The organism is Aeribacillus composti, from assembly GCF_031760945.1.
GTDB lineage: Bacteria > Bacillota > Bacilli > Bacillales > Aeribacillaceae > Aeribacillus > Aeribacillus composti.
Window position 1 is genome coordinate 967,237 of sequence record NZ_CP134501.1, and the last position, 26,039, is coordinate 993,275.

Here is a 26,039-nt window from a genome sequence, read left to right on the forward strand (position 1 = left end):
AGGAGGCAGTTCAACTTATCGGTTCGCCCTTTTCCACGTAACGGCTTGCGTACAAGCCTGCCAACCGTCCGGTTACGAGCGCAGCCGTGATGTTGTAGCCGCCCGTGTAGCCGTGAATATCCAATATTTCACCGCAAAAATAAAGACCGTTCATTAGTTTAGAGGCCATCGTCTTTGGATCAATTTCCTTTATAGAAACGCCTCCGCCGGTCACAAACGCTTTTTCGATTGGAAGCGTGCCGTTTGCTTCGAAGCGGAAATCTTTCACTAAGCGAACAAATTGGCGCAGCTTATCTTTTGAAAGCTGGGAGAATGTCATCGAATGGTCGATTTCGGATTCTTCCAGCAAAAATAGTAAATATCGTTCAGGCAAGAGACCTTTTAATACATTTTTAACAGCCTTTTTCGGTTCGCCTTTCAAATTCAGCCAAATATGCTGAAAAAGATTTTCTTCATTTTCAGTAGGCAAAGCGTCAATTGACAACGTCACCGTTTTTTCTTTTTTCAATTGTTTTACAACAAATTGGCTGCATCTTAGTGCAGCAGGACCTGATAAGCCGAAATGGGTAAAAATAAAATCCATTTTGTGCGTAATAATCGGTCTGCCCTTTTGATTCAACACACTTAAAGCCGCATCTCTTAACGACAGGCCTTGCAATTGTTTTGTTCGGATAAACGGTTCATTCGAAGTAATCGGCACTTCAGTTGGAAATAATTCCGTCACAGTATGACCGGCTTTTTTGGCCCACACGTATCCGTCTCCAGTACTTCCGGTATGAGGGACAGATTTTCCTCCTACAGCTACGATAACAGCTTTGGCAGGAATAAAGGTTTTATTTTTCAACCAGATTCCTTTTACTTTGCTTTCACTGTATTCGATGTTTTCAACCGGATGATTTGTTTTAATTGTAACGTTCAGCCTTTTTAGTTCGGAAAGTAGCGCATTGACTACGTCTTGAGCTCTGTTTGATACTGGAAACATCCGGCCATGGTCTTCCTCTTTTAAACGAACTCCAAGGTTTTCGAAAAAGCGTATAATGTCTTCATTATTAAATTGCGAAAAAGCGCCATACAAAAATCGTCCGTTGCCGGGAATATTTTTGATAATTTCTTCAATTGACCGGCGATTTGTTACATTGCACCGTCCGCCACCGGAGATCGCCAGCTTTCTTCCTAATTTTTCTCCTTTATCGACTAACAGCACGTTCGCTCCGTTTTCAGCGGCGGCGATGGCGGCCATCAATCCAGATGGTCCTCCTCCAATTACTGCTACATCATAATTCATATTCTCACAACCTTTAAGAAGTTGATGTTGCTTGTCCAATTTATTCGTACTTTTAGATTGATCCTAGTTTCGTCTACATCCTAGTCTTATATCATTATAAAAAGATGAATTTTTGAATTCAATGAGTGATGACTATATCTTAGTTCCTAGTGAATGTGGTAAAATGTTATAGTTGAAAATTTTTGTTAGAAACAATGGTGAGCAAAAGATGTCGGATAAATTATTAAGAGGGACGTTTATTTTAACATTAGGTACATATATTTCAAGGATTTTAGGAATGATTTATGTCATTCCGTTTTTCGCGTTGGTTGGAGAAACGGGAAGTGCTTTGTATCAATATGGATATGTTCCGTATACGATTTTTTTAAGCGTTGCGACAATGGGATTTCCTATGGCCATTTCAAAATTTGTCGCAAAATATAATTCCATTGGTGATTACGAGACAAGCCGCAGAATGTTTCGATCTGGGATGCTGTTTATGCTTCTTGGAGGAATTTTCACTTGTTTTATTTTATTTGTGACTGCGCCTTTCTTTGCGGAACACCAGCTTGGCCAACAGGAGCTGCAAGGTGTGACAGTTGAGGATGTCACATATGTTATACGAATGGTCAGCCTTGCGCTTATAGTTGTTCCGATCATGAGTTTAATACGAGGTTTTTTTCAAGGGCATCAGTCAATGGGCCCGACGTCCGTTTCCCAAGTAATAGAACAGCTAGTGCGCATCATTTTTTTGCTTGTTTCCAGCTATATCATTTTAAAAGTATTACATGGCGATATCATTACAGCGGTGGGTTATGCGACATTTGCCGCCTTTGTTGGCGCCATCGGCGGGCTGTTCGTCCTTTTTTTGTATTGGATGAAAAGAAAAAATTCCTTATTGGCGATGCAGGAGAACAAAATTGAACCTTCCGGCATTTCTACGAAGCAAATGTTTCTCGAGGTGTTCAGGTATGCCGGTCCGTTTGTATTTGTCGGACTAGCTATTCCTTTATATCAATTTGTCGATTCTTTTACGTTTAATAAAGCTATGATTCAGGCGGGAGAAGGCGAAAGAGCGCAAGAATTATATGCCATGGTCAATTTTTTAGTGAATAAAATTGTCATGATTCCTGTTTCTTTAGCAACTGCTTTTGGCTTAACGCTCGTGCCGGCCATTACAAATGCGTTCACGAATCAAAACTTTCCGTTTGTTAGAAGACAAATTGACCAAGCGTTTCAAACATTAATGTTTCTCGTTCTCCCTGCATCCATTGGGATCATTATTCTTTCCGAACCAATCTACATGTTTTTTTATAATGACAATGAAACAGGTGCGAGCATTTTAGCTGCCTATGCACCGATCGCTTTGCTTTTTTCTTATTTCACTGTTTCAGCCGCCATTTTGCAGGGGATTAATAAACAAAAATTGGCTGTCATCAGCCTTGCATTCGGTCTTCTGCTAAAAATTTGTTTAAACAGCTGGCTTATCACGCAGTTTGGTGCATACGGTTCGATTATGGCAACTGCGATCGGGTTTCTTGGCTCGCTCATATACGGATTAATGATGATTCGCCGTCATACAGGCTACTCGTATAAAAGATTTTGGAAAAGAACAATATTTACGGGAATTTTGGTCATCTGTATGTCAATTGTCGTTGTAGCGTTTTCCTCTCTCTTCACTGTCTTTTTTGATTACCATGCAAGTAAAACAAATGCCGCCATCATGGTTGGAATTGCTGCATTATTAGGAGCAGGCTCGTATTTTTGGCTGGCTAAGCAATCAGGATTTCTAAAAGTTATTTTTGGAACTAGATTTTTAAGTAAGAGGAAGGAAAGGGGGTAGATAATATGCGTATTGATAAACTATTAGCACATGCTGGCTACGGCAGCAGGAAAGAAGTAAAAAAGCTGCTAAAGGAACGGGCCGTTCATGTTAATGGAGAAGTGGTGACGGATCCGAAAACAAATGTCGACCCGAATAAACAAGAAATCATCATTCACGGTGAACAGGTGTTGTACAAAGAACATGTTTATTTCATGATGAACAAGCCAGCTGGTTTTTTATCTGCTACAGAAGACAACGTCCAAAAGACTGTGGTCGATTTGCTTGATCCGGAAGATCTTCGCTATAATCCCTTTCCTGTCGGCAGGCTTGACAAAGATACCGAAGGGCTATTGCTGTTAACATCGGACGGACAGCTTGCCCATCAATTAACATCGCCCAAAAAAAATGTTCCTAAAAAATATTTTGCGGAAGTTATTGGTCTAGTGGCAGAGGAAGATGTCGAGCGGTTCAAAGCAGGTGTAAAACTTGATGACGGTTATGTTACAAAGCCTGCCTGGCTTGAAATTATTAAGGCAGACGACATTTCTGAAGTTTTTGTCACCATAACGGAGGGGAAATACCATCAAATTAAGCGGATGTTTTCTGCTGTCGGGAAAAAAGTGAAATATTTAAAACGAATCCAAATGGGAACGCTTGAACTAGATCAAACATTGCAAACAGGGGAATATCGAGAACTGACAAAAGAAGAATTAGAACAACTGCGATCGATTCAAGGACAGCCGGGCGATTCAGCCGATTTTCCTTTGTAGTTTGAAAAACGTTCAAATTGAACTTCCGTTTTTTAAAAAGGCGGACAAACTGGCGCCGAAAAAGGTGGAAATTGCTTGCAACAGCAGACAAAAAGGGGCTGAGACCAAAAGTTATGTAACTTTTGGATCAGCCCCATATATGTATGTGAACGAATAACCAAATTTTCTTTTTTTAGTAGCTAGGATGACATCTTGACCTTCTTGTTAGTTGTTGCCCATTTTCCTCTTGCAGGACTGTGCACTAAATCGTTATATGCTAACACGTTTAAATCCCTCTGAATCGTTCTGGGGGTAATACCAAATTCATCGACAAGCTCTTGAGTTGTTACTGTACCCCTTTCATGAATGAACATGTAGACGGATTTGATTCGGGTTAGCATACGGTTTGTTGAAGGTTTCAAAAAACCACTCCCTATCATTTAATGCATCGAAATCACAAACCTACATACTCTTCAATGTCCATGCATTAGATGTCAAACTCCTAAAGTGGTACAATTCCATTATACACAATTTACATGTAAACTTTCCAGTGTGTTCATAAAATTCACATAATATTTACAATACTTACCTCTCATAGGCCGATTTAACAGCTTGAACTGACCCCAGTCGAATAGACAAATAGTGAAGTGATGATTCCTTCAATCGGTAAAAAAGGTTCCATTGGTGATTAGAAAGCTTGATGAATGCAAAAAAAACCCACCGTTGGAGTTTTCAAAAATCTACAAATTATCTTTTTCTTAAATACCTTTGTTAAGCAATTCAGATGCAAACAATAAAACGATGCCTAAATAGATGAAAGGCAAATCCTTGCCGCTAAAATCGATAAGCAATGAAAAAACGATGTAAAATACAAGGGCAATGCCTAAAGAAATATTAAAAATTATTTCCAAGAAAATCACTCCAATGATGATACATTAGTATCTTTTTCATTTTACCACTCCCTCTTTTTTAAGAGAGACGCAAAATCTATTGAAAAGTTCCGAAAAAATAATAAATATTTCTTATGTTGTTTATTGTTTTAACTTTATCGGCATTTTTTACTTTGTCTTCCATTCGTTTTTTTACCTGTTGCCTAGTGTTAAAGGTTTTTTAAATAGTTGGCAATTTTCAAGATATTTTTGCTTTTCTAATAGAAAATGGTTCATTGCAGTCCAATAAGCTATTACTGCAAACAAAAGCATTTTCTCAACTGTTTTCGCATTCAGAACTCCTTCGAATCTTGATACATAGAAAAGCTCATTTGGTGAACGACGAAACGGTGTTACGCAAAGATTTTCGAATGTTTATACATAGAAAAACTCCCCTTAAGGCAAAACAGATTGCTCTACCTTAAGGGGTGCATATCAGCTTAGAGAGGCATCTCCAATTTCAAAAACCCGATATCCATTTTTTATTTTTAATAGATTTTCCTTTTGGGAAAGCCTCTTAATTAATGACCTCCCAGGAAAAAGAGCTGGATGAAAAATAGTACGGCGAAAATGTACAAAAATGGATGAACCTCTTTCCATTTTCCTTTCATGACTTTCATGAGAGGATAAGAGATAAATCCGAGCGCAATTCCAGTTGCAATACTTGATGTAAGCGGCATGCTTAAAATGACTAAAAAGGCCGGAAATGCTTCATCAATTTCTTTCCAATTAATTTCGGCAATTGAGCCCATCATTAAGCTTCCAACTATAATTAACGCAGGTGCTGTAATCGCTGAAATGCCGGACACAGCAGCAACGATCGGACTGAAAAATGCAGCAACACCAAACAATACGGCAACGGTTAAAGTTGTCAATCCAGTTCTACCGCCAGCAGCTACTCCTGAAGAAGACTCAATGTAAGCACTCGTCGGAGTTGTTCCGAGCATAGCGCCTGCTGTTGCTGCTATTGAGTCAGCTAGAAGGGCTTTGCGTGCGTTCGGCATTTCATCCCCTTTCATTAAACCTGCTTGTTTGGCAACGCCGATCATTGTTCCAGTTGTGTCAAAAATGGTCACTAATAAAAAGGAAAAGACGACTGCAAATAAACCATGTTGAATCACATCCCCAATTGCATCAATCGGGTTGGCGATTATAATGCCTTCCGGCAGTTTTGGAATTGAAACAATTCCTTGGTCAAACGATAATTGTCCGGTAAAAAATGCGATGATACCGGTACAAATCATTCCGATAAAAAGTGCACCATGAACATTCAAGCTCATTAAGATAAGAGTTATAGCAAGGCCGACAAGAGCGAGAACGACGGAAGGAGAATGCAGATCCCCAAGAGTCACTAAATTTTGCGGATGATCGGTGATCAGCCCGGTCAATCTTAGTCCGATAAACGCAATAAATAAACCGATGCCGGCGGTAATTCCATTTTTTAAATTGCTTGGAATGGCTTCGATTATTTGTTTACGAAACGGAGTTAGCGAAAGAATAATAAACAGGATGCCTGCAAGAAATACTGCTGAAAAGGCAATTTCATAATTAACTTTTTCCGCCCCAACAACAGTATAGGCAAAATATGCGTTCATTCCCATACCTGGAGCGATCGCTATCGGATAATTTGCCGAAAGCGCCATCCATAAAGTACCGATGATCGTGGCAACAACTGTCGCTGTAAACACTTGATCAAACGGAACGCCTGCTTCCGATAAGATAATTGGGTTGACAACAACGATATATACCATTGTTAAAAAGGTGGTTAAACCGGCAATAATTTCAGTTTTAACATTTGTTCCGTGTTCTTTTAGTTTAAACATATGATACCTCCAATTAAATACGAACATTTTATAAAAACATATATATAATATTCGTTTTTTGACTTTTTTGCAAGAAGACAACCACATTTTTTTTGCTGAAAAAAAAGAGAATCTTTATGTTACACTTAAATAATAAGAGAAAGAAAGGATCGAACGTATCATGAACTGGATGGATGAAGTGTTAAAAAGAAAAGAAGAAATTATTTTAGAAACACAAAAATTTCTACAAATCAAAAGTGTGCTCGATGAAAAAACAAAACAAATTGGAGCACCGTTTGGCAAAGGAATTAAGCAAGCGTTAGAACATCTTTTGCAAAAAGGGGAAAAAGACGGGTTTCGAGTCAAAAATTTAGACGGATATGCCGGTCATATTGAAATGGGAAAAGGAAAGGAAATCGTCGGCGTCCTCTGCCATGTTGATGTCGTGCCAGAAGGGGACGGCTGGTCATTTGATCCTTACGGCGCAACGATCCATGATGGGAAAATATATGCCCGCGGTGCGTTGGATGATAAAGGGCCGACGATGGCAGTATACTACGCCATGAAAATTGTAAAAGAATTAGGTCTTCCGTTATCTAAGCGGGTGAGAATGATCATTGGCACTGATGAAGAAAGTGACTGGCGCTGTGTCCATCATTACTTTAAGCATGAAGAAATGCCTGACATCGGATTTGCGCCAGATGCTGATTTTCCAATTATTCATGCAGAAAAAGGGATAATCGATGCAGTGTTTTCGGTGAACAGCGTGAATAAACATGCAGCAGGAAAATATGTGTTAAAAAGCTTTTCTTCCGGCAGACGGTTTAACATGGTTCCTGATTTTGCGAAAGCTGTGCTTGGAAATGTCCAAAATTTCTCAGAGGTTGAAAAAAGCTTTAAGCAATTTTTATCAGCATCACAATTAAAAGGTCGAATGTATCAAAATGAAGAAGGTGCAGTCGCCGAGCTTGAAGGGATATCCGCTCATGCGATGGAACCTGATAACGGAAAAAATGCCGGGATTTATTTGGCGAATTTTTTGTCAGCATTGCCGCTGGATGGCGAAGGAAAAGGCTTTGTTGATTGGATTAATCGTTATTTTTATCAAGATACAAGAGGGAAAAAGCTGGATATCTCAACACAAGATGAAGTAAGCGGTGAGTTAACGGTGAATGTCGGAATTATTCATTACGAAAAGGGGAAAGAGAAAACCGTTAGCATTAATATCCGCTATCCTGTAACAAAAAAAGGGAGCGAGATTAAAGAAAAACTAGAAAAAATAGCTGGTGGCCAGCTTATTCACTTTTCCGATTCAGCTCCCCATTACGTAGAACAAAATCATCCGCTTATTCAAACATTGAAAAAAGTGTATGAAGAGCAAACAGGGCAAAAAGCGGAGCTCATCTCCATCGGCGGCGGCACTTATGCCAGATCTCTCAAGGCAGGAATCGCCTTTGGTCCGTTGTTTCCGGGAAGGGAAGATATCGCTCATCAAAAAGACGAATACATTTATATCGAAGACCTGTTAAAAGCGACAGCCATCTACGCTCAAGCGATTTATGAATTAGCCAAATAAGTGTCCTTTAGTCTACTAGCTTCAGCCCAATAACAGAAACGATAATTAAGGCGATAAATGTTATTCTCCATTTGTCTTTCGGTTCATCGAATACATACATGCCGACGAGCGTGCTGCCGACAGTGCCGATACCTGTCCAGACTGCATAGGCAATGCTCATCGGAATTTCATTCATCGAAAGCGATAAAAAATATAAGCTTAAAATAAATCCGCCAATTAGCATAAAGAAGGATGAGAAGCTTGGCGACGAGTTCACTTTTGTTAATCCTGTTACGCCGATGACTTCGCAGCATCCTGCAATAATTAAAAATATCCAGCTCAAGATTTGTCACCTTCTTTTGCTTCCAATTTGCTTGTTTGATATTTCAGCCCGATGATTCCGCAAATTAGCGACAAAATAAATACCATTTTCATCGGGCTGAAATGGGCGTCGAATAAAATAACCTCACATAAAATTGTTCCTAAAGTGCCGAGTCCGACAAATATTGTATATACCGTTCCTGTCGGCAATTTTTTAGTTAAATAAAGAAGCAGCAAAAAACTTATGCAAATAGAGATCACGGTTAGCATCCATTCCAAAACATTGTCTGAGTGCTTTAAGCCGATGACCCACGCCACTTCAAAAATAGCCGAAACAACGATTAAAAACCAATTCATAAACAAATTCCCCCTTTCCATCACAATCAAAAAAGCCTGCGAGAAACCATAAGGTCATTCTCCCAGGCTTTTATCCTTCCGTGTACACAGCAATTTGTGCGTTTTCTCTCGGACCAGTCCAAGCGAACGGCACTTGCGGAACCCTAGAAAACTTTACATAATTAGATTCAATTATCTCACAGAAACAGCAAGAAGGCAATTTATAATCGGTTATTCAAATAAGAACAAATCGCTTGATAAATAGCGTTCGCCTGTATCAGCCGTCATGCACACGACAACATCATCAGGAGATAATCTTTTTGCAACTTGAATTGCGGCAAAACATGCAGCACCTGATGAAGGTCCCACTAATATAGCTTCTTCCTTGGCGAGTCTGCGGGTGATTTCGTACGCTTCATCGTCCTTCACTTTGTGTATTTCATCATAAATGTTCGTGTTTAATGTTTTAGGGATAAAGCCAGGACTTGTTCCGACAAGTTTATGCTTGCCAGGACTGCCCCCGGATAAAACAGGTGACCCAGCAGGCTCGACAACGTGAATGGTCATCTCAGGAAAATATTTTTTTAACGTTTCTCCCGTGCCGGTGATTGTTCCTCCTGTTCCAGACGTTGCAACAAAAGCGGAAAGCGGTTTTCCTATTTCTTTCATTGCTTCGACAATTTCTAAAGCTGTTGTTTTCCGGTGGGCATCTGGGTTGGCAGGGTTTTCAAACTGCATCGGTATGAAGCTGTTCGGTATTTCCTTTACCAGTTCTTGCGCCTTTTTAATCGCACCGGGCATTTTCTCGTCCCCAGGCGTTAATACAACTTCAGCTCCGTATGCTTTCAGCAAATTGATCCGTTCTTCTGTCATGGTGTCCGGCATGACAATAATTGCCCGATATCCTTTGGCGGCCGCATTCATGGCGAGCCCAATGCCAGTGTTGCCGCTTGTCGGTTCAATAATTGTAGCTCCCGGTTTTAACAAACCTTGTTTTTCAGCTTCTACGATCATATTATAAGCAGCTCTGTCCTTAACGCTGCGGGTAGGATTAAAATACTCAAGCTTTACATAAATATCTGCGCCGTTTTTCGGGCTAATTCTGTTTAATTTGACTAATGGAGTTTCTCCTATTAAATCAGCGATATTATGAACTACGCGCATTCAAAACACTTCCTTTTGATATAGTCCATCCATATCATATCATAATTTATACGGACAGAAAAACTCGGATATACAAAGAATGCGCAGTTTTTGCTACAATATGTTCGAAAGTGAGGATAGAAAAAAATGCAAAAACATTATTTTCTTGCATTGGATGTTCCGATTGAAACGGCAAAAAGTATTACAAAATGGATATCAGCGAATCAAGATCGGTGGCACTTTTCGCGTTACGTCCATCCTTTTGACTATCATGTAACATTAGTGTTTTTAGGGAATGTTGATGCAAAGAGGCTTGCTTTGCTGTCAGAAAGCTTGCTTGAGCCCTGCCGGAAAATTCCGTCTTTTTCACTTGAACTTTCAGAGGCAGGAATTTTTGGGAAACGGGAACATCCGCGAATTTTATGGGTAGGCGTGAAAGAAAACGAGTTATTATACCAGTTGCGAAATGAAGTTTATAATACGTGCAAAGCTTTCGATTTCTCTTTAGATGAACGTCCGTTTAGACCTCATATTACTGTCGCCAGAAAATGGGAAGGACAGCTTTCATTTTCCTTGGAGGAGAAAAGCGCCCCATATTTGTTAAACGAACATTTTCATGTGGGTTCTGTTACTTTATTCCAAACGAATATTGACCAAACGCCTAAATATGAAGCGATCAAACAAATTCCTCTTGGAGGATAATGAGAGGAGTAAGGGGTAAAAAAATTGAAAATATTTAATTTGATATGGCAAATAGGTTTGTTGTATGTCATTTATGTTATTGGCACGTTCCTTCAAAAATTGTTTCATTTAATGATTCCAGGAAGCATTATAGGCATGTTGATTCTTTTCGCTCTTTTGCATTACGAGCCTTTTCAAAATTTAGTGAAAGACGGGTGCTCTTTTTTAGTCAAGCATCTTGCCCTTTTATTTATTCCTGCGACAGTTGGGGTGATGGAATATTTTTCGCTGTTCCAATCAAAAGGTATCTTGACAGTATTCATTGTCATTATTAGCACGGTGCTGGTGATGTCCATTTCATCTTTCGTCAGCCAGATGACCGCTGCCAAAAAAAAAGCAGGCTGCTGGGCAGAATGGGAGTGATCAAGGCTTATGAAAATAATAGTCTCCATCTTAATGATACTTGCTACAGTGCTGATTTATTGGCTAATGGTTAAATTGTACAATAAAATCCATATTCCATTATTAGTTCCGATTGCCACTTCAACATTTGTCATCATTAGTTTATTGATTACATTTCATATTTCGTATCATACGTACATGTATGGAGGAAAATGGATTGATGAGCTTCTAGGCCCTGCCGTAGTCGCGCTGGCATTCCCGCTGTACAAGCATCGATCAACATTGAAAAAGTACGCTGTATCAATTGTTTTGAGCGTTGTCGTCGGCACGATTATCGGGCTGTGTTCAGGAATTATGATGGCTGTTTTATTCGGAATAGATAAGGAACTGATTCTTTCGCTTGCACCCAAATCGGTCACTTCGCCGGTAGCTATGGATATCACAGACATAATTGGAGGTAATCCTACCCTTGCTGCAGTTTATGTCATGATAGCAGGAATATTTGGTGCGATGTTTGGACCTTATTTATTGAAATTACTTCGCATACATCATCCAATTGCTATTGGGATCGGATATGGTACAGCTTCCCACGGAATTGGCACAGCGAGGGCAGCAGAATACGGCAGTCTGGAAGGAGCAATCGGTTCGATTTCGATGACGTTAAGCGCTATATTTGCTTCCATTATCTGCCCGTACGTTGTTCAGCTATTTTTGTAGAGATAAAGAGGAGATGACGCGATCTTGGCTCAGTTGATTAAAATGGAGGATTATATATCAAGGTATGAAATAGATCTAAATCGTTATGCCAATCAATTTATCCGCTTGAAAAAACAACAGTGGGAAGAAATTAAAAAAAGGTTTGAGAGTATCCAATTTGCTCATTCAACCTTAGATAGTGAAAAACAATTGTTTTTAGATCGGATTTTCAACTCCCAGCTTGTATGGGCAAGCTCTACCATTCGGGAAATTTCCCCGATGGATGAAGCTTTTGAAAAGGATTCGCTGCTCAAATATTTTTTGCAGCGGTTTCCTGACACTTATTTTGTCATGTATTATCCGGTTTTTCTTATTAAAAAAGCCTCTGTCCAAGGAGAAATTATCATCATTCGGCCAACAGATGTCGTATGCCTTACCGCATTAGAATATAAAGAAAACAACGTATTAATCGGTACAAAACAGAAATTTTGGCTGAAACGGGACGATCAAGGCGAGAAAAAAATATTATCTCCCATTATCGGATTGGAGCGGACAGCAAATATAGTAAAACAGATTTTATCAAATGCGGAGGTTGACTTTCCAATTCGAAAAATATTATTAAACAGAACGGGATATATACATGCTTCAGAGCTGCCGGCAGATATTGAAATAATTGATGTGAGAAGCTACGACGACTGGTTTCAAAATATGCGGCGCCAGCCTTCTCCTTTTAAAAATATGCAACTAAAAGCTGTAAAGGCTCTTTTAGCATCATGTGCAACAAATGCGGTAAAACGATTTAATGAATGAATTTTTTGAAAATGTTCGATTACATGTTGTTCTTTATGGAAGTATGAGGGTATGTTTTTACTTTTTCTTGACGAAAAAGACTGTTAGAAGATAAAATTTATTATGGATAGCTATTGGAAACATCTCATTCAATTCAATAGCTGTCTTTTTTATTGCGCAGGGTGAATCTACTAACGAAATGTGGGCTTGAAATTGAAGGTGAATTGGTTGGAAGACGTATTAGGTAGCGATTGGGAAATATCTCCGGCAGGAGGAGCGACAGGAGAAGCCTTTTATGCTGAAAAAAATGGAAAAAAACTGTTCTTAAAACGCAATTCTTCGCCGTTTTTAGCTGTTTTGTCAGCGGAAGGAATTGTTCCTAAGCTCGTTTGGACGAAAAGAATGGAAAACGGTGATGTGATTACGGCGCAGCATTGGCTAAACGGGCGCGGTTTAAAACCGAAAGATATGAAAAACGAGCACGTTGCGGAGCTCCTAAAGAAAATCCATCGGTCGTATGAACTACTTGATATGTTAAAACGTTTAGGAAAAGAGCCGCTCTCGCCTGAAACGCTGCTTGAAAATGTAAAAAAAGCAGCGAATTTGGAGCTTTTGGAGCTTCCGGTTATTCGACAAGCACTATGTTATTTGGAACAAAACGTGACAGAGGTGCAGCATAAAGAAGCTGTTGTTTGCCATTGTGATATTCATCATAACAACTGGCTTTTATCTGAGGACAACCAATTGTATTTAATCGATTGGGATGGAGCAATGATTGCCGATCCGGCGATTGATTTAGGAATGCTGTTATATACTTACATTCATGAAAGTGAATGGGATGAATGGCTGAAAAAATACGGAGCTGATTTAACGGACGATTTAAAAGTTCGCATGCATTGGTATATGTTAGCTCAAGTCATTTTGTCCATCTCTTTTTTGAGAAAGAAAAACAATGAAAAAGAAATGGCGGAGCAGCTGGAATTTTTAAATGCTTTGCTTAGGAAAGGGCATTGATATCCTCAAGCCATTGAGTCAACTGCCCTTGATGTGAGGCGATAAAATTGGTTATATCGCTGGAATTTTTCCCGTTTTGGCAATAAGTATATATTGTTTCAAGCGATTGCTTTAACTGATCATTAACTTCAGCATTGGCCATTAATGACCGAATGAGGCGCTCTAATTGCTCATATTCCGCTACTGATCCGCAGCATTCACTTTCATGTTCAGATAAAATATCTTTCAGAAGCATCAGTTGATCACGATAATTCAATTGCATTCATTCTCACCCCATTTCTTTATTGATTAGAATATACATCATTTCGATTTCTATACAATAAAGAGCCGTTCAGTATACGGCTCTTTTGACATAGTAAAAAAATAAACAGAGGTGGAATATGCGTTTAAGAAATAAGCCTTGGGCCGGAGATTTTTTAAGAAATCATCCCCAATTTGTTATACAGCAGCCTTTTGAATGGAAAGGGAAATGGAACGATTTGTTCGGGAATGAGCATCCCGTTCATATAGAAGTCGGCACCGGCAAAGGACAGTTTATTGTCGGTATGGGGAAGCAAAATCCGCATATTAATTATATCGGCATTGAGCTTCAGGAAAGCGTCCTCGTCTCGGCTTTAAAAAAATTAAAAGAAGAGGAACTTCCGAATGTAAAGCTTATGAACGTAAATGCGAGCCAGTTAGCTGAAATTTTTGCGAAAGGCGAGGTTGAGCGAATCTATTTAAATTTTTCAGATCCTTGGCCAAAAAAACGCCATGCGAAGCGGCGCTTAACACATCATTCCTTTCTTTCCATTTTTGAGAGCATTTTAGCTGATGAAGGTGAAATTCATTTTAAAACGGATAACCAAAGGCTGTTTGAATATTCGCTTGTCAGTTTTTCCGAATACGGATTTTTATTGAAATGGGTAAGTTTAGATCTTCACCAAAGTGATTTTACAGACAATGTAATGACGGAATACGAAGAGAAATTTTCCAAAAAAGGACAAAAGATTTATAGGGCGGAAGTGAAATTGCGAAAGTGAAAATTCGGTAAAGACAAACATCCCTGCACGATAGTGTGCGGGATGTTTTTTTGATAAAAAATGGAATCTTCGAGGGATGAATCTTCTGCACTCTTCAGTCTTTTGCTTAAGCAAAAACTTTAGGCGAATTGATTTGTTTCGTACACGTGAGGATTCCGTAAGCACATTTTTAAAATGTTCAGATTTATCGTTTCATTTTTATTCGTCATTCGATCTTCGAGAAAGGAGAAAGCCAGTCTTTTACGCGGCGCCTCGCCGCAAACATCGAGGCCGATCACTTTTTTTTCATTTAATATTGTCCGCAAATAAAAAAGCAATGTTGCAGCACTCATTGTACCTTGATCCCAGTTTGTCACCGCCTCCCCTTTTTTTAAAACATCTTTGTCGATGCTAATATAAACAAAATCATTTTGTATTTGTTGAATTTGTTGTAAAATAAACGGATGATTTTCAGGTGTATACGGGATGACCTTGACTTTTTCTATTTCTTGTTTTTCTGTCCATTTTGGACCGATGATAATGGCTTTTGTTAAAAAAGGATTGTCTTTTAGCGCAAAAGATAACCATGAGCCGCAAGAAATTGGCATGTTCCTCCCGATTGCAGAATCGTCTAAGTCTGTATGATGGTCAAATAGAAGAAGGGTAAACGGAAGTTTTATTTCATTCAACAGGAGATATGTAACATAGTGATAATCGCCGCTGCCGATGAACGTAATTCCTTTTTGCTTGCGGCTCAACAGCTTTCTTTTTATTACTTTTAACGATTGTCCGTCACAAAACAGCCGGGTTCCTTCTAAATCAGTGAAATCAATGCATTCGTGAGAATACGATTGTAATTTTCTTTGATAATGGTATGTTTCATCAAAATGTAAAATCGTCACACCTTTTTTAACAATCCCCATTTTTTTCACTCCCCAAAGAGACAAAGAAATTCGTTTTCTCTGTTTCTTGTTAAGAGGAAAGCTGATTTACATGTAAAATGGTTCCGCTCGATGCATCGACAATAACTTCAAACTGTTCAGTTTTCCCTTTATAAAAACGGCTGATTCCTGCCTCATACACTTTATAAGATATATCATTTTTTTCATAATCTTGCGGGATGGTGTAAATCCAGGATCCGTTGATCGGGCCTTTTTGTTTAAAAGCTTTTTTCACCGATTCAAGTGCTTTTTCCGGCGAAAGAAACGGCTTTTTATATTCGTTTTTTAATACATATCCGACGGCAATCCCTGCTGCGAAGCCGATCAGGAAATTTTTCCATTTCACAATCTTCCCTCCTTAAACAATTTACTATTAGTATAACGCAGTTTTGTTACATTTGTGGAATATACATTCATCATTCGCTAAAATAAGTTTATACATATTTTGTGTACGTGATGGTCTAAATTAAGCTAAAGAAGGGGATATAAACATGAACAACGAAACGTTGGATTTATTTAAAACATTAACAGAGCTGCCGGGTGCATCAGGCAATGAACACGCTGTTCGCTCATTTATGCGCAAAGAGCTAGAAAAATATGCAGATGAGATCGTTCAAGACAAACTCGGCAGCATTTTTGGAGTGAAAAAAGGTAGTGAGGATGGACCAACTATAATGGTTGCAGGCCATATGGACGAGGTAGGCTTTATGGTCACATCTATTACAGAAAATGGAATGATCCGCTTTCAGCCGCTGGGAGGATGGTGGAGTCAGGTTTTGCTGGCGCAGCGCGTGCAAATTATAACTGAACGCGGTCCGGTGATCGGCGTGATCGCATCCATCCCTCCGCATTTGCTCAATGAGGAAGTTCGGAAAAAGCCGATGGAGATTAAAAATATGCTGATTGATATCGGCGCTGATAATCGCTCAGATGCGGAAGCCATAGGAATCAAGCCAGGACAGCAAATTGTTCCGGTCTGCCCGTTTATGCCGATGGCTAATTCGAAAAAAATTTTGGCAAAAGCTTGGGACAACAGGTATGGATGCGGGCTGGCCATTGAGCTGTTGAAAGAAGTGAAAGATGAAACATTGCCAAACGTTTTGTATTCTGGAGCGACTGTCCAGGAAGAAGTAGGGTTAAGGGGAGCGCAAACGGCCGCCAATTTGATTAAGCCGGACATCTTTTTTGCATTGGATGCGAGTCCTGCCAACGACATGAGCGGGGACAAAAACGAATTTGGTCAGCTTGGAAAAGGAGTTCTGCTGAGAATTTATGATCGGACAATGGTCACTCATCGGGGAATGCGGGAATTTATTCTTGACACAGCTGAAACAAACAATATTCCATATCAATATTTTACATCCCAAGGCGGAACAGATGCAGGCCGAGTACATATTTCTGGCAGCGGTGTGCCTTCAGCGGTAATCGGAATATGCGCCCGATATATTCATACTCATGCTTCGATGATCCATGTCGATGATTATTTAGCAGCAAAAGAATTGCTTGTGAAGCTCATAAAAGCTTGCGATCGATCCACTGTTGAAAAGATTAAGCAAAACGTTTAACATAAAACATTCCGGAGGGAAAAAATGAATGTCGCAATCGGATCGAAAAACCTGGCGAAAATCAATGCGGTGAAGGAGACCTTTTCTCTTTTGGAAGAGAAGAACATGGAATTCATCTCAGTTGATGTTCCATCCGGGGTTTCAACACAGCCATTTTCCGATGAGGAAACATTGCAGGGGGCATTAAATCGGGCAAAAAATGTCTTTGAAAAAGTTAAACCGGATCTTTCGGTTGGTCTTGAGGGGGGGGTGGATGTTACACCTCGCGGATTGTTTTTATGCAATTGGGGTGCATTAATTGATAAAGATGGAAATGAATATATTGCTGGAGGGGCGAGAATCCCGCTCCCGAATGAATTTCTTGAGCCGTTGAAAAAAGGTTTGGAGCTTGGAGATGTAATGGATGCATATGCGAAAAAAAGAAATGTGAGACATCGAGAAGGAGCAATCGGAATCTTTACAAACGGCTTTATCGACCGTAAAGAAATGTTTGCACATATCGTGAAGCTGTTAATAGGACAATATCAATTTTCCAAAAAAAATTAACTTTGATCGGCTCAGGCATGCGAGTTAGTAGCTTTTTTTGCTGAGATTTGTTACGATGCCAATGAAAAAAGATAAAAGGAGACTTGCAGAGATGGAAAACATTCAATCTGTTGATCATTTTTGGGAGCTTACGAAAGGAAAAAATGCTTTGTTTGTATTTTCGGCTGATTGGTGTCCAGATTGCGGGTTTATTAAGCCGCATCTTCCTGAATTGGAAAAGGAGAATCCGCAGTTCGCATTTTATTATGTCGATCGGGATGAATATATCGATTTATGCGCAGAATTAAATGTTTTTGGCATCCCAAGCTTTATCGCATTTAACGAGGGAAAAGAGATCGGACGCTTCGTCAGCAAAGATCGGAAAACAAAAGAGGAAGTTCAGCAATTTTTAGATGGCTTAAATCTTTAATATAAAGAAAATAAAAAGGAGATGATCAGCCTTATGAATTCTGAACAAATGGTCGAATTGTTAAAAGAGAAGTTAAATGATTACTCATTTCACTTTTCATTTAATCGAAAAAAGGATACGTTAAGAATCGAAGATCCAGAATTGAAAAAAGGGCTGACACTCTCCTTGCCAGGTATTATTTCAAAATGGAACGAAAAAAAAGAAAAAGCGATTGATGAATTCGTTTATTACATAACCGAGTCTCTCTCAGCTATGAAAAATGAAGGTGCATTAAGCGGCAAGGAAAAACAGATTTATCCTGTCATTCGCTCAACTTCCTTTCCGGTTGAGTCGAATGGCGTTCCTCTTATTTTTGAGGATCATACTGCTGAGACCCGCATTTATTATGCCCTTGATCTCGGAAATTCGTATCGCCTAATTGATGAACAGATGATGAAGAAGGAGAATTGGACACGCCAGCAATTGAAGGAAATGGCTGCCTTTAATTTGCGTTCATTGCCGACAAAAGTAAAAGAAGATAAGGTCGCAGGCAATGTTTTTTATTTTTTTAATTCAAATGACGGCTACGATGCCAGCAGGATTTTAAATGAGTCAATTTTAAAAGAATATGAATCAAAAGTTCAAGGGGATATGACTGTCAGCGTTCCTCATCAAGACGTGCTGATCATAGGCGACATTCGAAATGAAACGGGTTATGACGTGCTGGCACAGCTGACGATGAGCTTTTTTACAAATGGGAGGGTGCCGATTACGGCTTTATCCTTTATTTATGAAAACAAAAAGCTCGAACCGATCTTTATTTTGGCAAAAAACCGCAGAAAACTGACGAAAGGAGACGATGACAAGCAATGAATGTATTTTACAATAAAGAAGGAATCGGCGATGTACTCATCATCTCTTTAAAAGATATACCGTATGAACAGAAGCGGTTTGAAAGAAAAGGAGATGTTGTAAAAATATTTGATGCTGAAACTAATGAAACAGCAGGCTTCAACATTTTTCAGGCAACTTCTTATTTTTCGCTTGACGGAAACGGCCAATTAGATGTAACGGCAGAAATGGTGGAAAAGATCAATCAAACAATTGCGCAAAACGGTTTTTCAGATAAGCTGGAGGCAGATTTATCACCGAAATTTGTCGTTGGCCATGTATTGGAAAAAGAAAAGCATCCGAACGCTGACAAATTAAGTGTATGCAAAGTCGATGTGGGGGATGAAGTGCTTCAAATTGTTTGCGGGGCACCGAATGTTGCGGCTGGACAAAAAGTTGTTGTTGCAAAGGTAGGAGCGGTTATGCCAAGCGGAATGGTGATAAAAGAAGCTGAACTAAGAGGCATTTCCTCGAGCGGCATGATCTGTTCGGCAAAAGAATTAAACCTGCCCAATGCACCAAAGGAAAAAGGGATTCTTGTATTGGAAGATAGTCGAAAGCCAGGGGAGCCGTTTTTTAAGTAAAAATGCGATAAAATTTCAAAAAGCACGCGGAAAACATTTTGTTTGCCGCGTGTTTTTTATATGATGATTTATTAATTTTTGACTCATTTTAAATCATGATTCAACCGTTCCACTGAATGAAGTGAGCGGTGATCAGGAAAATAGCAGATAATCCAAACCAAATTAAAAATAATGGTACATAAAAGCGAACCCATTTTTGCCATGAAACTCCAGCTAGTGCTAGTGCAGCCATAAAATATCCTGAAGTTGGAAATAATATGTTGCCTAGTCCGTCTCCAAATTGGTAGGCCAAAACAGCTGTTTGTCTCGTAACTCCGATTAAATCAGAAAGCGGAGCTAAAATCGGCATAGTAACTAATGCTTGTCCGCTGCCTGACGGAATTAAAAAGCTAAATAGCATTTGGACAATAAACATCCCAATGACACTAAATGTTCCTGGTATTTCGCCTACTATCGTTCCTAGTGTATGGACAATGGTGTCCATTATTTGTCCGTCTTCCATAACTACTGATACTGCTCTGGCAATACCAACAATGATTGCCCCAACTAAAACTTCACGAAAACCGTCATTAAATGCTTCGCAAATATCGTTTAATGTTAATCCAGCGATCAGACCTACAACCACACCCATTATAATGAACAGTCCAGCCATTTCTAACATAAACCAGCCTTGAGTTAAAACACCGTACACTAATAAGACAAAAAAGGATAACAATGCAAAAGAAGCAGCTTTTTGTTTTTTATTCATTTCATTCCTTTTGGACACAGATTGATTGAAGTACATATTCCTTTTAGCATGATCGTCTTTATATACTAAGCTTGCTTCAGGATTCTTTTTAACTTTTTTAGCATATTGCATAATGTAAATCATTCCTGCTAAAACAAAGACAACGAAAGCCGCTATGCGAAATTCTATACCTGAGTATATTGGAAGTCCTGCAATTTTTTGACCTAAACCAGTATTAATAGGGTTAAGAAAGCCTGTCATAAAACCAGCAGTAGTTGCAACTAAAGCAACCGCCGCCGCCACCATTGAATCAAATCCTAAAGCAATAAATAGAGGGAGAATTACAGGTATATAAACTAAACTCAGTTCTTGCGTTCCAATTAAACTGCATATAATTGCGAATACAGTCATTAAAACTGGAATTAATACAATACCATTGGAAGCAAATGTTCTTGCTAGTTTCTCTACTCCTATTTCTATAAGTCCTGTTTTCCGAATAACGGCAAATATACCGCCGATGATCAAAGTGAAAAAAACGATATCACTTGCTGCAACTAATCCTTTTGGGACTGCCATCATAAATTCAACAGGACTTACAGGTGCTGCTTCAACAAAATCAAATGAGTTTGGATCAATCGTTGTTCTTCCTTCAGGTCCTGGAATACGTTCATAAACGCCAGCAGGTACAAAATAAGTAGCGGCTGTAGCAAGAATTATTAAAACAAACAATATGACATAAATATGAGGCATTCTTAATTTCTTTTTCTCCAATTGTGGTTTTTGATTAATAAAAGCTGCATTTTTTACACCTTTTTCAGCTTCCATTTTTTATCCCTCCTCCTCTGTTTGTGACAATTCATGTTCGTTTTTATAACATAATAATTTGTGGTAGCTATTCTGTCATTGGTTATTTTCACTGAAAATGAACTATTTTTTTGTAAAATCTATTAAATTTTACAATTATTTTAATTTGAAAAGCGAAATCATGTTATAAAAAATAACATAAAATTATTTAAGTTTTCAAAAAGTGCTGATTGATATAGAGGTATGGATCGGATGTACGAGCGAAAAAGGGAAGTTAATAAAAACTTATTGAATGTGATAAGAAAACGAAAACAACGAATTTTCAAAAAAGTCTTCCAATCTGTATTAATCTGTTATATATTAAAAATGTAATTTAAAAACTGTTTTATAACAAGGTAGGTGAGGAAACGTGAAGGCTAGTGCAGCATCTAGGCTGGAAGTGAAGGGAACTCTTCTGCCTTCTTACAGGGAGATTTTAACGAACGAAGCCCTTCAGTTCGTCGAAAAGCTTGAACAAACATTTGGTTCAAGAAGAATCGAGCTGCTTGAACTGAGGAAAGAACGGGAAAGGCGAATTAATGAAGGGGAGAAGCCGTCGTTTTTAAAGGAGACGGAACATATTCGAAAAGGGGACTGGACGATACCGCCTGTTCCAAAAGATTTGCAGGATCGCAGAGTTGAAATTACTGGACCTGTCGACCGGAAAATGATTATCAATGCCTTAAATTCAGGCGCAAAAGTTTTTATGGCGGACTTTGAAGATGCCACATCACCGACTTGGGAAAATATTGTGGAAGGACAAATTCACTTAAGGGATGCGGTCAACAAAACGATTGAATATGTGAATGAAAACGGAAAGGTATATAAGCTGAATGAAGAAACGGCAACGCTGATCGTGCGGCCGAGAGGACTCCATCTAGAAGAAAAACATGTCCTATTGGACGGAAAACGGATTTCAGGCAGTCTGTTTGATTTTGGACTTTATTTCTTCCACAATGCAAAAGAACTGATCAAAAGAGGAAGCGGACCTTACTTTTATTTGCCTAAGCTGGAAAGCCACTTAGAAGCCAGATGGTGGAACGATGTTTTCTGTTTCGCGCAAGATGAATTGGGGATAAAGCGGGGGACGATTAAAGCAACCGTTCTGATTGAAACGATATTGGCCGCGTTTGAAATGGACGAAATATTATACGAGCTGAAAGAGCATTCAGCTGGATTGAATTGCGGCAGATGGGATTACATTTTTAGCTATCTGAAAAAATTCCGAAACGATCAAAACGTCATTTTACCTGATCGGGCGCAAGTAACGATGACGGTTCCGTTTATGAGGGCGTATTCTCTGCTCGCGATTAAAACGTGCCATCGCCGGAACGTTCATGCCATTGGAGGAATGGCAGCGCAAATTCCGGTTAAAGATGATCCGGTGAAAAATGAAGAGGCGTTCCAAAAAGTGCGCGCTGATAAAGAGCGGGAAGCGAAAGATGGACACGATGGCACATGGGTGGCACATCCTGCGCTTGTACCGGTTGCCAAAGAAATTTTTGACCAATATATGAAACAACCTAACCAGATTGATAAACAGCTAGATGTTGAGATTTCAGCAGAACAGCTTCTTGAAGTCCCGGAAGGAACAATTACAGAGCAAGGATTAAGAACGAACATTGATGTCGGCATTCGTTATCTTGCATCATGGCTTTCTGGAAGAGGAGCTGCTCCTATCCACAATTTGATGGAGGATGCTGCAACGGCAGAAATTTCAAGGGCACAGGTATGGCAATGGATTCGTCATCCAAAGGGGGTGTTGGAGGACGGACGGAAGGTTACAATAGAGCTTTATGAAAAAATTAAGCAGGAAGAGCTGGAAAAAATAAAACAAGAGTTTGGTGAAGAAGCCTATCAAAAAGGGCGTTTTGATGAAGCGGCAAAATTGTTTGATGAGCTTGTGAGAAATGATGAATTCGTAGATTTTCTGACGCTTCCAGGCTATGAAAGATTAAATTAAAAAATATTTCAAAAAAGGGGAGAGAAAAGATGACATTACAAGAAAAAGCGAGACAATTGCAAGAAAGCTGGGAGAAAGATGAACGCTGGAAAGGGATTACACGCCCTTATTCGGCTGAAGATGTGTTGAAGCTTAGAGGTTCCATTGAAATCGAATATACTCTTGCCAGAAGAGGAGCAGAAAAATTTTGGAATCTAATGAAAACTGAGGAATACGTAAATGCCCTCGGAGCTTTGACAGGAAATCAAGCTGTCCAACAAGTAAAAGCCGGATTAAAAGCAATTTACTTAAGCGGCTGGCAAGTGGCAGCAGATGCTAATCTTGCGGGGCAAATGTATCCGGATCAAAGCTTGTATCCTGCTAACAGTGTGCCGCATGTCGTAAAGCGGATTAATCAAGCTTTGCAGCGGGCAGATCAGATCCATCATATGGAAGGGGATCATTCAATCGATTGGTTCGTTCCAATTGTTGCGGATGCTGAAGCTGGATTTGGCGGTCAGTTGAACGTTTTTGAATTGATGAAGGCGATGATTGAAGCAGGAGCAGCTGCTGTTCACTTCGAGGATCAATTGTCTTCTGAGAAAAAATGCGGCCATTTAGGCGGAAAAGTTTTGCTCCCGACACAAACAGCTATTCGCAATTTGATTGCTGCAAGACTGGCTGCTGATGTGATGAATGTTCCGACTGTTATCATTGCTCGCACTGACGCCAATGCGGCTGATTTGATCACAAGCGACATCGATGACAGGGATAAAGAGTTTATTACTGGGGAACGGACACAGGAAGGATTTTTCCGCACTCGCGCTGGTCTTGATCAAGCAATTGCTAGAGGTTTGGCATATGCGCCATACGCAGACATGATTTGGTGTGAAACATCTGAACCTAATTTGGAAGAAGCACGGAAGTTTGCTGAGGCTATTCATAAAGAATTCCCAGGCAAGTTATTGGCATATAACTGCTCGCCTTCCTTTAACTGGAAGAAAAAGCTTGATGACGATACTATCGCACGTTTCCAAAAGGAAATTGCTTCTTATGGCTACAAGTTCCAATTCGTTACTTTAGCTGGATTCCATGCATTGAATTACAGCATGTTTGAACTTGCACGCAAGTATAAAGATCATGGAATGGCTGCCTACTCTGAACTTCAGCAAGCCGAATTTAGAAGCGAACAGTATGGTTATACAGCAACACGGCATCAGAGGGAGGTTGGAACTGGTTATTTTGATGAGGTTGCCCAAGTGATTACTGGAGGTACTTCTTCTACAACCGCTTTAAAAGGGTCTACGGAAGCTGAACAATTTACCACAACTTAATTGACTGGCCATAATCATTACCTTCACATAGATTGAGCCAATCCTCTGGGATTGGCTTTTTTTTATCATTTAACGCACCCATTTCGCATATTCTTTGGATAGCTCCATAAATTTTTCTCTATCTTTTCGGTCCAGAGCATCATTAATTTTGTCTTCCAGCATTTTTTTTCGATGATTGAACCATGCTTCGTCCAGAATCATTTGGATGTATACATCCATCATGAAGTTTTCTGGATTTTCCTTCACAGAACGGGTCTTCATCAGTTCGGAATAAGATTTCCGGTTTTCCATAACCCATCACCTCTGATGCCTTTTTTATATTATATGGATTTCAGAAGGAAAAATCAACTTATAATTTGTAATTTTTAGAAAAATTATATTAACAATAACATCTTGCCTTGATCTAATGCTTTGTATTTAAAAATTTTAAAAAAATATAGAAATTTTGGAATTTTTATGATAGATTTGAATCAGTAAAAAAGAACTATTATATAGAAAAAATTAGGAGGTAAGAATTCTAGTGAGTACGAAGCAGTTTGAGGCAGAAAAATGTATTGTAAATGGGGAAACAATGGCAATTTTGCCTTTTAGAAAAGAACATCACTTGTACGCTAAAATTTTGGAAACTAGCGGAGAGCGCATAGTACCTATTCGACCTGTTTATGTTATTGATCAAAGCTGCCGTTATTATGGTTCAAGCTTTAAAGGAAGAGTTGAAGGATCAAAAGGGCTGCTTGGCATAACAAAAAAGCTTCCGATTGTCATTGATCCTGCCAATTCCCTTTATTTTTTTCCTACTCATTCACCCGCAAGGCATCAGTGCGCCTGGTTTTCCCATTCCCACATTTCCCGCTTTATGAAAACAGATTCGAATTGTACGGAAGTCATATTCCGTAACGGTCAGAAAATAGTTGCTGACATATCTCCATCTTCTTTTTCCCATCAATTTTATAAAACGGCACATCTTCGAACGATTATCTCTTCAAGAATTGAGCAGGAGCAGCGTCGCATGAACACAATCCTTTTTCCGAAGGAGCAGCATGCATATATTTATGAACAGCTCGTTCGCGAATTCAGAAAAGAAGATGGATAAGCTTTATCTTCCGGCACGCAAGCTGTCAATTTGCGTGCTTTTTTCCGTGTTAGAAAATGGGGGAGATTTCATTTTTTCTGTTATAAGGGGACAGGCATTCAACGGGCGAAACAAATAGTCCTGTTCCCTCATCTTCTGTAGCGAACGGTTTGGCCGTTGTCTTTCTTTTAAGATAAAAAGTCTAAGAGGTTGGAATGCCAGATTTTTTTTCAGTTTTAAACAAATAATGTTCAATCAGTTCATTTACTTTATTTCGGATTCTTGGATTGAAGTAGCTGTGGTGTTCTTCGTAGCCGTTATAGTAGAAAGTGTACGTTGTGAATGCTTCATCCTGTTTGGCTTTTAAAACTTTCACCTTTTGTCTGCGCAATTCTTTGCGAACCTCTGCCAAATCTTTTTGTACAAGCTTTAACGCCTCTTCAATTAGATGCAAATAAGGATCTTTCAGCTTGAATGGACTTTTTTTTACGACATTCATGTCTTTGTTCAGCACCGTAGCAGTCATCGGTAAGTAGATCGACTGTTCAATCAAATGGCGAATGTCGGTTGGTATTTTCGACATAGGGAATACCTCGCTTCAAATGGAACATATGTTCTATTTTTATTATAAAACAGGAAAATAAATCATTTCAATTAGTTTTTTTCGGCAAAATTTTTCAACTTATGCTCAAAAGGTGT

General features: G+C 39.2%; 30 protein-coding genes and 1 riboswitch. Of the genes, 17 read left to right on the forward strand and 13 right to left on the reverse strand.

All coding sequences use genetic code 11. The annotated features are described in order from the left end of the window. Positions 1–10 precede the first annotated feature (10 nt). Positions 11–1,285 carry a BaiN/RdsA family NAD(P)/FAD-dependent oxidoreductase gene (locus tag RI196_RS04925; RefSeq protein WP_144596684.1) on the reverse strand — a complete coding sequence of 425 codons (1,275 nt, stop codon included), beginning with the start codon at positions 1,283–1,285 and terminating at the stop codon, positions 11–13. A gap of 208 nt (positions 1,286–1,493) precedes the next feature. On the opposite strand from RI196_RS04925, the gene RI196_RS04930 reads away from it, so the two are divergent. Continuing rightward, positions 1,494–3,107 (forward strand): putative polysaccharide biosynthesis protein, encoded by a 1,614-nt coding sequence (locus RI196_RS04930; RefSeq protein WP_144596682.1) that lies wholly within the window; start codon positions 1,494–1,496, stop codon positions 3,105–3,107. Between the two features lie 5 nt (positions 3,108–3,112). Then, positions 3,113–3,859 (forward strand): pseudouridine synthase, encoded by a 747-nt coding sequence (locus RI196_RS04935; RefSeq protein WP_311067005.1) that lies wholly within the window; start codon positions 3,113–3,115, stop codon positions 3,857–3,859. Positions 3,860–4,038: 179 nt separating this feature from the next. Here RI196_RS04935 and RI196_RS04940 read toward each other — a convergent pair whose 3' ends face one another. The 3 genes from RI196_RS04940 to RI196_RS04950 all read right to left on the reverse strand — a co-directional run bounded on the left by RI196_RS04940 (position 4,039) and on the right by RI196_RS04950 (position 6,590). Further along, on the reverse strand, positions 4,039–4,260 hold the full coding sequence (locus RI196_RS04940; RefSeq protein WP_063386591.1) for a DeoR family transcriptional regulator: 222 nt from the start codon (positions 4,258–4,260) through the stop codon (positions 4,039–4,041). A 336-nt stretch (positions 4,261–4,596) separates the two neighbouring features. Then, complete coding sequence (locus RI196_RS04945) at positions 4,597–4,749, reverse strand: hypothetical protein (protein WP_165381916.1); 153 nt, start codon at positions 4,747–4,749, stop codon at positions 4,597–4,599. 539 nt (positions 4,750–5,288) lie between these two features. Continuing rightward, positions 5,289–6,590 (reverse strand): NCS2 family permease, encoded by a 1,302-nt coding sequence (locus tag RI196_RS04950; RefSeq protein WP_063386600.1) that lies wholly within the window; start codon positions 6,588–6,590, stop codon positions 5,289–5,291. Positions 6,591–6,750: 160 nt separating this feature from the next. On the opposite strand from RI196_RS04950, the gene pepV reads away from it, so the two are divergent. Beyond that, entirely contained in the window at positions 6,751–8,145 is a 1,395-nt protein-coding gene (gene pepV, locus RI196_RS04955; RefSeq protein ID WP_311067006.1) for a dipeptidase PepV, read from the forward strand. Between the two features lie 7 nt (positions 8,146–8,152). Here pepV and RI196_RS04960 read toward each other — a convergent pair whose 3' ends face one another. From RI196_RS04960 to cysK, 3 genes are all read right to left on the reverse strand, one after another. Next, positions 8,153–8,467 (reverse strand): DMT family transporter, encoded by a 315-nt coding sequence (locus tag RI196_RS04960; protein WP_130157144.1) that lies wholly within the window; start codon positions 8,465–8,467, stop codon positions 8,153–8,155. Then, complete coding sequence (locus tag RI196_RS04965; RefSeq protein ID WP_311067007.1) at positions 8,464–8,802, reverse strand: DMT family transporter; 339 nt, start codon at positions 8,800–8,802, stop codon at positions 8,464–8,466. Before RI196_RS04965 ends, RI196_RS04960 begins: the two co-directional genes overlap by 4 nt. Positions 8,803–8,859: 57 nt before the next feature. Continuing rightward, positions 8,860–8,960, reverse strand: a riboswitch (guanidine-I (ykkC/yxkD leader). Positions 8,961–9,012: 52 nt separating this feature from the next. After that, a complete protein-coding gene (cysK, locus tag RI196_RS04970) occupies positions 9,013–9,945 on the reverse strand; it encodes a cysteine synthase A (protein ID WP_063386604.1) in 933 nt (310 codons plus the stop codon). Positions 9,946–10,071: 126 nt separating this feature from the next. Here cysK and thpR point away from each other — a divergent pair, with 126 nt between their 5' ends. The 5 genes from thpR to RI196_RS04995 all read left to right on the forward strand — a co-directional run bounded on the left by thpR (position 10,072) and on the right by RI196_RS04995 (position 13,506). Next, a complete protein-coding gene (thpR, locus tag RI196_RS04975; protein WP_063386605.1) occupies positions 10,072–10,626 on the forward strand; it encodes an RNA 2',3'-cyclic phosphodiesterase in 555 nt (184 codons plus the stop codon). Between the two features lie 24 nt (positions 10,627–10,650). After that, the gene (locus tag RI196_RS04980; RefSeq protein ID WP_311067008.1) at positions 10,651–11,028 is read left to right on the forward strand and encodes a CidA/LrgA family protein; all 378 of its coding nucleotides are present in this window, start codon (positions 10,651–10,653) and stop codon (positions 11,026–11,028) included. Positions 11,029–11,037: 9 nt separating this feature from the next. Next, complete coding sequence (locus tag RI196_RS04985; protein ID WP_186439324.1) at positions 11,038–11,724, forward strand: LrgB family protein; 687 nt, start codon at positions 11,038–11,040, stop codon at positions 11,722–11,724. 24 nt (positions 11,725–11,748) lie between these two features. Continuing rightward, entirely contained in the window at positions 11,749–12,513 is a 765-nt protein-coding gene (locus RI196_RS04990) for an NERD domain-containing protein (protein WP_311067009.1), read from the forward strand. Between the two features lie 198 nt (positions 12,514–12,711). Then, complete coding sequence (locus tag RI196_RS04995) at positions 12,712–13,506, forward strand: phosphotransferase family protein (RefSeq protein ID WP_082829584.1); 795 nt, start codon at positions 12,712–12,714, stop codon at positions 13,504–13,506. On the opposite strand, the gene RI196_RS05000 is transcribed toward RI196_RS04995, so the two are convergent. Next, positions 13,490–13,768: a YtzH-like family protein gene (locus tag RI196_RS05000; protein WP_311067010.1), complete on the reverse strand. Its 279-nt coding sequence runs from the start codon at positions 13,766–13,768 to the stop codon at positions 13,490–13,492. The genes RI196_RS04995 and RI196_RS05000 overlap by 17 nt on opposite strands. Positions 13,769–13,886: 118 nt before the next feature. On the opposite strand from RI196_RS05000, the gene trmB reads away from it, so the two are divergent. Next, on the forward strand, positions 13,887–14,528 hold the full coding sequence (trmB, locus tag RI196_RS05005) for a tRNA (guanosine(46)-N7)-methyltransferase TrmB (protein WP_063386610.1): 642 nt from the start codon (positions 13,887–13,889) through the stop codon (positions 14,526–14,528). 119 nt (positions 14,529–14,647) lie between these two features. On the opposite strand, the gene RI196_RS05010 is transcribed toward trmB, so the two are convergent. Both RI196_RS05010 and RI196_RS05015 read right to left on the reverse strand, forming a co-directional pair. Further along, entirely contained in the window at positions 14,648–15,430 is a 783-nt protein-coding gene (locus RI196_RS05010) for an arginase family protein (protein WP_066250639.1), read from the reverse strand. Between the two features lie 49 nt (positions 15,431–15,479). Beyond that, on the reverse strand, positions 15,480–15,794 hold the full coding sequence (locus RI196_RS05015) for a PepSY domain-containing protein (RefSeq protein ID WP_063386612.1): 315 nt from the start codon (positions 15,792–15,794) through the stop codon (positions 15,480–15,482). A 145-nt stretch (positions 15,795–15,939) separates the two neighbouring features. Between RI196_RS05015 and RI196_RS05020 the strand changes: the two genes are divergently transcribed. The 5 genes from RI196_RS05020 to ytpR all read left to right on the forward strand — a co-directional run bounded on the left by RI196_RS05020 (position 15,940) and on the right by ytpR (position 19,422). Then, positions 15,940–17,013, forward strand: coding sequence for a M42 family metallopeptidase (locus RI196_RS05020; protein WP_311067011.1), 1,074 nt, complete (start codon positions 15,940–15,942; stop codon positions 17,011–17,013). Positions 17,014–17,037: 24 nt separating this feature from the next. Further along, a complete protein-coding gene (locus tag RI196_RS05025; RefSeq protein WP_311067012.1) occupies positions 17,038–17,559 on the forward strand; it encodes a DUF84 family protein in 522 nt (173 codons plus the stop codon). Positions 17,560–17,650: 91 nt separating this feature from the next. Beyond that, positions 17,651–17,968, forward strand: coding sequence for a thioredoxin family protein (locus tag RI196_RS05030; RefSeq protein WP_063386615.1), 318 nt, complete (start codon positions 17,651–17,653; stop codon positions 17,966–17,968). A 33-nt stretch (positions 17,969–18,001) separates the two neighbouring features. Next, positions 18,002–18,820 (forward strand): DUF1444 domain-containing protein, encoded by an 819-nt coding sequence (locus RI196_RS05035; protein WP_063386616.1) that lies wholly within the window; start codon positions 18,002–18,004, stop codon positions 18,818–18,820. Beyond that, a complete protein-coding gene (gene ytpR, locus RI196_RS05040; RefSeq protein WP_063386617.1) occupies positions 18,817–19,422 on the forward strand; it encodes a YtpR family tRNA-binding protein in 606 nt (201 codons plus the stop codon). Before RI196_RS05035 ends, ytpR begins: the two co-directional genes overlap by 4 nt. 100 nt (positions 19,423–19,522) lie before the next feature. Here ytpR and RI196_RS05045 read toward each other — a convergent pair whose 3' ends face one another. Continuing rightward, entirely contained in the window at positions 19,523–20,974 is a 1,452-nt protein-coding gene (locus RI196_RS05045) for a YfcC family protein (protein ID WP_311067013.1), read from the reverse strand. A 418-nt stretch (positions 20,975–21,392) separates the two neighbouring features. On the opposite strand from RI196_RS05045, the gene aceB reads away from it, so the two are divergent. Next, positions 21,393–22,955, forward strand: a complete 1,563-nt coding sequence (aceB, locus tag RI196_RS05050) for a malate synthase A (protein WP_222422784.1) — start codon at positions 21,393–21,395, stop codon at positions 22,953–22,955. A 29-nt stretch (positions 22,956–22,984) separates the two neighbouring features. After that, positions 22,985–24,268, forward strand: coding sequence for an isocitrate lyase (gene aceA / locus RI196_RS05055; protein WP_063386619.1), 1,284 nt, complete (start codon positions 22,985–22,987; stop codon positions 24,266–24,268). A 69-nt stretch (positions 24,269–24,337) separates the two neighbouring features. Here the strand turns inward: aceA and RI196_RS05060 are convergent, their stop codons facing one another. Further along, complete coding sequence (locus tag RI196_RS05060; protein ID WP_063386620.1) at positions 24,338–24,559, reverse strand: IDEAL domain-containing protein; 222 nt, start codon at positions 24,557–24,559, stop codon at positions 24,338–24,340. Between the two features lie 229 nt (positions 24,560–24,788). Between RI196_RS05060 and RI196_RS05065 the strand changes: the two genes are divergently transcribed. Beyond that, the gene (locus RI196_RS05065) at positions 24,789–25,361 is read left to right on the forward strand and encodes a competence protein ComK (protein ID WP_082829581.1); all 573 of its coding nucleotides are present in this window, start codon (positions 24,789–24,791) and stop codon (positions 25,359–25,361) included. Between the two features lie 181 nt (positions 25,362–25,542). Here the strand turns inward: RI196_RS05065 and RI196_RS05070 are convergent, their stop codons facing one another. Continuing rightward, positions 25,543–25,923: a YhjD family protein gene (locus RI196_RS05070; RefSeq protein WP_063386621.1), complete on the reverse strand. Its 381-nt coding sequence runs from the start codon at positions 25,921–25,923 to the stop codon at positions 25,543–25,545. Positions 25,924–26,039: the final 116 nt, after the last annotated feature.